The 4544-nt window shown below is 54.0% G+C and carries 5 protein-coding genes; 2 read left to right on the plus strand and 3 right to left on the minus strand.

All coding sequences use genetic code 11. From position 1 onward, the window contains the following. Positions 1-252 precede the first annotated feature (252 nt). The 3 genes from LPA02S_RS10765 to LPA02S_RS10775 all read right to left on the minus strand — a co-directional run bounded on the left by LPA02S_RS10765 (position 253) and on the right by LPA02S_RS10775 (position 2807). Entirely contained in the window at positions 253-1047 is a 795-nt protein-coding gene (locus LPA02S_RS10765) for a tyrosine-protein phosphatase (protein WP_054650229.1), read from the minus strand. A 115-nt stretch (positions 1048-1162) separates the two neighbouring features. Continuing rightward, positions 1163-1486 carry an acetyl-CoA carboxylase gene (locus LPA02S_RS10770; protein WP_156302112.1) on the minus strand — a complete coding sequence of 108 codons (324 nt, stop codon included), beginning with the start codon at positions 1484-1486 and terminating at the stop codon, positions 1163-1165. Next, positions 1479-2807, minus strand: coding sequence for a Y-family DNA polymerase (locus tag LPA02S_RS10775; RefSeq protein ID WP_054650233.1), 1329 nt, complete (start codon positions 2805-2807; stop codon positions 1479-1481). The genes LPA02S_RS10770 and LPA02S_RS10775 overlap by 8 nt, the downstream gene beginning before the upstream one ends. 119 nt (positions 2808-2926) lie before the next feature. On the opposite strand from LPA02S_RS10775, the gene LPA02S_RS10780 reads away from it, so the two are divergent. Further along, complete coding sequence (locus tag LPA02S_RS10780; RefSeq protein ID WP_054650234.1) at positions 2927-3319, plus strand: DUF1093 domain-containing protein; 393 nt, start codon at positions 2927-2929, stop codon at positions 3317-3319. A gap of 205 nt (positions 3320-3524) precedes the next feature. Next, positions 3525-4382 carry an RluA family pseudouridine synthase gene (locus LPA02S_RS10785; RefSeq protein ID WP_056956805.1) on the plus strand — a complete coding sequence of 286 codons (858 nt, stop codon included), beginning with the start codon at positions 3525-3527 and terminating at the stop codon, positions 4380-4382. Positions 4383-4544: the final 162 nt, after the last annotated feature.

Here is a 4544-nt window from a genome sequence, read left to right on the forward strand (position 1 = left end):
TTCATAGTCGAGCTCCACCCCGCAGAAACCTGCACATAACCCACTTTGACGATGAAGCCAAGTGCGGGCTTCACCATCAAAGTACGTTATGCTCCGGTTTCTAACCGCGGGGCTGCGCTCTGTTTCATAGTCGAGCTCCACCGTGCAGAAGGTGCCGTGTAAGCAATGCGGACCACCCAGCCAAAAGCGGGCTGGCTCGTCCGCATCACTTACACTCTACCTTCTAACCGCACGGTTCCGCTCTGTGTTCCTTTATCCCGCTTCCTCCAAGTACAACCGCTGCAAATCATCGCGGTCCGTCTTGGATAGGCCAATAACGTCGTGTAGGTACGTGTCCATGCCGCCGTAATCCGCCTTAATGGTTGCCAACGCGCTGTCTAAGAATTCCCCGTGGACGGTCCACAGGTCGTGGATACTTTGCAACAAGTTGGCGTTACCGCCGTGATCGCGCGTTTCCTGCATAATATCGTTTAGTGGTGTCTGGATGAACTGGTTGGCGGCCAGGTAATCGGCCCGAATGGTTTGGGAGTCAACGCCGAGTGCGCTGAGTAAGTACACGGCGCCCATACCCGTACGGTCCTTACCGGCGGTGCAATGGAAAAGTGTGGCGTGTTCCTGATTGCTACTAAGTAATACCCTGAAGAACCGCTGGTAGGCATCCTGCGCCGGCTTTTGTAGCACCAGGTTGCGATAGGTCTGCACCATGTTTTTGAATCCGCCCTGGGCATCCTGCGAGAACTCGGCCTGTTCTTCTTCCCACGTTTTGGATACCTGAGTTTGGTCGGTAATGAAAACGGGTAGGGAGGAATAGTTGGCCGCCGGAAGCTGCCGGTCGGGTGCTTGGCTCTGCTCATCCGGCGAGCGGAAGTCTACGTCGTGGCGGACACCATATTCACTGAGAAAGTGCACGTCGCGGTCCGACAACTGGTCCAGTTTGCCCGAACGCACCAGGCGGTGGTTCCGGATACGCCGGCCGTCGGTGGTGGTGTACCCGCCAAGATCACGGAAGTTAAAGCCATGGTGAATGTTTAACAGGTTTGGTTGCATGCAAGCACCGTCCTTCGTTACTAATTTAATCGCTAGGTCTAGTTTACAACGTGTTGGCGGGCAGGCCAAATGTTATCGTAATCAATTGCCAGTAATTACGGCTAAAGCAGTTTTTCTAGGCATCGTCACTACGTTGCTTCCTTTGGATAACGTTGCCGCTGATCGGCCAGCGCATCCCCTGAAATCCCCGAATCTCGATGGTCAGTTTGGTGTGTTCATGAATCGCATTGACGGTTAGTTCTAGTCGTTCTAGGTCGTCACTGGGTAACGAGTGTAGGGGGATGGATTTGTGCCGCTGCTTTTGGGGCAAAATATTGAAGAAAAAGTTGAAGCTGTGGTTGTAGCGGTCGTCCACCAGCGTAATCCAGTAACGGGTCCGACTGTGCCGCGTAAATAGTTGGTCGACACGCTGATTGATGGTATCTGCGTCCTTATTCATAGCTATTACCTCCATTATGTCCGCCCACGAGCCCGGCGCGGTTGATGGCCGTGCCGCCAGTGAGTTTGCTTTTGGCGTAGACGAGTGCGGTGAAACCAAACCGTGAGCGAATGGTGTCTACCGTGCGTTCAAGGGTGTTATCGCGAATTTGTTGTTGCAACGGACGGAACAGTTCTAGCTGCTGGCCGCTGTCATTACCGAGGTGCCCGCAACTGACGGCAATATTGCGGACGCCCTCGCCGGTCCAATAATGGTCAAAGATACGTAGTAGGGCGGCGATAATGTCATGGTTGCTGTTAGTGGCGCTGACGGTGACCTCGGCCCCGAAACCACCACGGTTAGCAACACTAGCCGATGCGTAGTTAAAGCCGATGCTCAAGCTAACTTTGGTGCATTGCAGATGGCGGTGTCGCAGTCGTGCGGCAACCTGTTCGCCAATTTCTTTGACCACCAGGCGAATTTCGTCGCGGTGCACGTAGTCACGGGGGAGTACCTGTGAGTTACTGATACTCGGTGATTTAGGAGGCTCTACCTGACCGGGATGCGCACGGTCAATGCCCCAGGCAAGGGCAAATAGTTGCTCGCCAACCAGCCCAAACTCTGCGCGGAGTGCGTAGGGGTTAGCGTGGGCGAGGTCCCAGATATTGTTGATGCCGATTTTGCGGAGGTGGTTGGCCGTGCGGTGGCCGATGCTCCAAACATCCTCCATGTTTGTGATTGTCCACAGGCGTTGCGGTACGTTCTGATAGTTGATCTCCGCAATGTTATCGTGATTGTGCTTGGCGTAAATATCGAGCGCAACTTTGGCCTGCAAAGGGTTATTGCCAATGCCGACGGTGGTGTAAATCCCCGTCTCTTCGTGAATTGTGAGCTGGATTTTACGCGCAACATCCCACGGACTTTGTCCAGACAGGCGCCAAGAGTGCGTTAAATTGAGGATGGCTTCATCAATGGAGTATGGCCAGATATCGGCGGGGGCCGTGTACCGTTGAAAGATTTGGTTAATCTGGAGGTTCTTCTGAATGTACATGTTCATCCGCGGAGGGACCACGATTAGTTGCTCGTCTTGAGGCAGATCACGCTGACGGGATACGTTGGCCTGTAGGTGGTACATCCTCTTGGCTTTGGGGGATGTTGCGAGAATTAAACCACCATTGGTATTTTCCTGCTCGGACATGACGACGAGAGCAACTTTGAGGGGGTGCAAATCGCGGGCGACACACTCAGTCGACGCGTAAAACGAGCGGCTGTCGATTAAAAAGAATACTCCGTGGGGTTCATATTGGTAATCCAAAGCGTCACACCTCCCTCTGCCCACCATTATACGAACATACGTTCGCATGAGCAAGCCATAAATCGGTCTTAGGTCTGGTGTGCGCAAAGATGAATTTGGCGATAATATGATTATTCAATCAATTACACATGACGGAGGTTTACACAATGAAGAAGTTAATCTGGGCAATCATCGCGGTAGTGATCGTTGGTGGCGTTGGTTTTGTCGGTATCAAGGAGTACCTCAATGTGTACCGTTCGGACACGGCGTACGCGGTTGTACCAGCCACTCCGAAAAAGACGGTGACCAGGGATAGCGACGGCAAGAAAGTGACCGATAGTCAGGGCCGTCAAGAATATTCGTACGACTACACCTTTAAGTGGGTAACTACCGACGGACAAACACGCACCGTTGGCTTTGAACAATCCAGTGCGAACCCTACCCCGTTGGCACCTGGTAGTTACGTGAAGGCAGATGTTAGCAAGACTCGCGTGACTAAGGGCCCCTTCAGTGTGAACGCAAAGGACGTACCAGCTAAGGTGCTGCAGCAATTGAAGTAGTGTTGGTATGGTAATACGAATTAATGTACGGCAACCAGTAATAATAACGGACTAGTGGTGTCTACTTTGTTCAAACAGGAGTCGCGGTGACGTAGCCGCGGCTCCTTTGCTATTGGTCTACTTGGCGAATTAGGGAAGAGGGACTAACTCGTGTAAATCGGCACCAGATGGTAGAATGATACGGTTAATACGAGGGGGTGCCAGCATGCAATTTACGTTTCAACTAACTGCCCGGAATGAAACAACCACAAAGAGGCTATTGGATCGCTACGGTGTTAGCTACCGGCTGTTTAAGCGTATGGCGGACGGTCATGCCATCACCGTCAAGGGCAAGACGGTGGGCAATGTACCGCTGGCCAGTGGTGATCAGGTCATCTTTGCATTGCCGACCGACAAACCGGTTGTTCCGGCTGATGGCAACCTGGACATTTTATTTGAAGACGAAAACTGGCTGGTGGTGAACAAGCCTGGCGGATGCGCTAGCGTACCGGGTCCAAGCAATCCGCGGGGGAGTCTGCTGAACGTAGTGGCGGGATACCTCGTGCAACAGGGGTATGACGCGGCACAGCCCGCCATCATTACGCGTCTGGATCGTGACACTGCGGGCGTGGTGCTGGTAGCGAAGCACCCGCTGGCTCAGGCGCGTCTGGATCGGCTAGGGGTGGATCAGACGGTGCACAAAGAATACTTGGCGGTTGTTGGCGGCGTAGTTCCCCAAAACTGGGGTCGCCTGGAAGTGGCGTTGGGTCGTGACCAGGATGGTGTACATCGTCGCGTGGATTCAGCGGGCCAATACGCGCGCACCGATTACGTGGTGCTCAAGCGGGGACAGCAAGCGACTTTGGTTAGATGCACGTTACGTACGGGCAGGACGCACCAGATTAGGGTACACATGGCTTACCTAGGTCATCCGTTGGTAGGCGATGCCCTATATGGCGGGGATGTTAGTGTCCAGGAGGGGCAAGCGCTGTTGGCGCAACGTTTGGTGTTTACCGATCCGTTTACTAACCACACAGTCGACGTGCAGTGTCCGGTACCCGCGGCGTTGACGCGGTTGCTGTAGTGACTACCGTTATTCGCGTGGCGGTTCTGGCCGGTGGGGGTGCCGTGGCGTGCTACGACTTTGCGGACCGCTCCACGGTGACCGCTGCTAGGGTGAAACCTCCAACCGCAAAAACCGCGGTTTCCGGTGCGACGGTGAAACCTCCAACCGCAAAAGCCGCGG

The sequence above is a fragment of the Lacticaseibacillus pantheris DSM 15945 = JCM 12539 = NBRC 106106 genome, assembly GCF_001591865.1.
GTDB classification, from domain to species: Bacteria; Bacillota; Bacilli; order Lactobacillales; family Lactobacillaceae; genus Lacticaseibacillus; species Lacticaseibacillus pantheris.

Bases quoted from the DNA above. Each gene is read 5' to 3' on its own strand.
- LPA02S_RS10770 (WP_156302112.1), bottom strand. From the start codon at position 1,486: ATGAATAAGGACGCAGATACCATCAATCAGCGTGTCGACCAACTATTT.
- LPA02S_RS10780 (WP_054650234.1), top strand. From the start codon at position 2,927: ATGAAGAAGTTAATCTGGGCAATCATCGCGGTAGTGATCGTTGGTGGC.
- LPA02S_RS10765 (WP_054650229.1), bottom strand. From the start codon at position 1,047: ATGCAACCAAACCTGTTAAACATTCACCATGGCTTTAACTTCCGTGAT.
- LPA02S_RS10775 (WP_054650233.1), bottom strand. From the start codon at position 2,807: ATGGTGGGCAGAGGGAGGTGTGACGCTTTGGATTACCAATATGAACCC.
- LPA02S_RS10785 (WP_056956805.1), top strand. From the start codon at position 3,525: ATGCAATTTACGTTTCAACTAACTGCCCGGAATGAAACAACCACAAAG.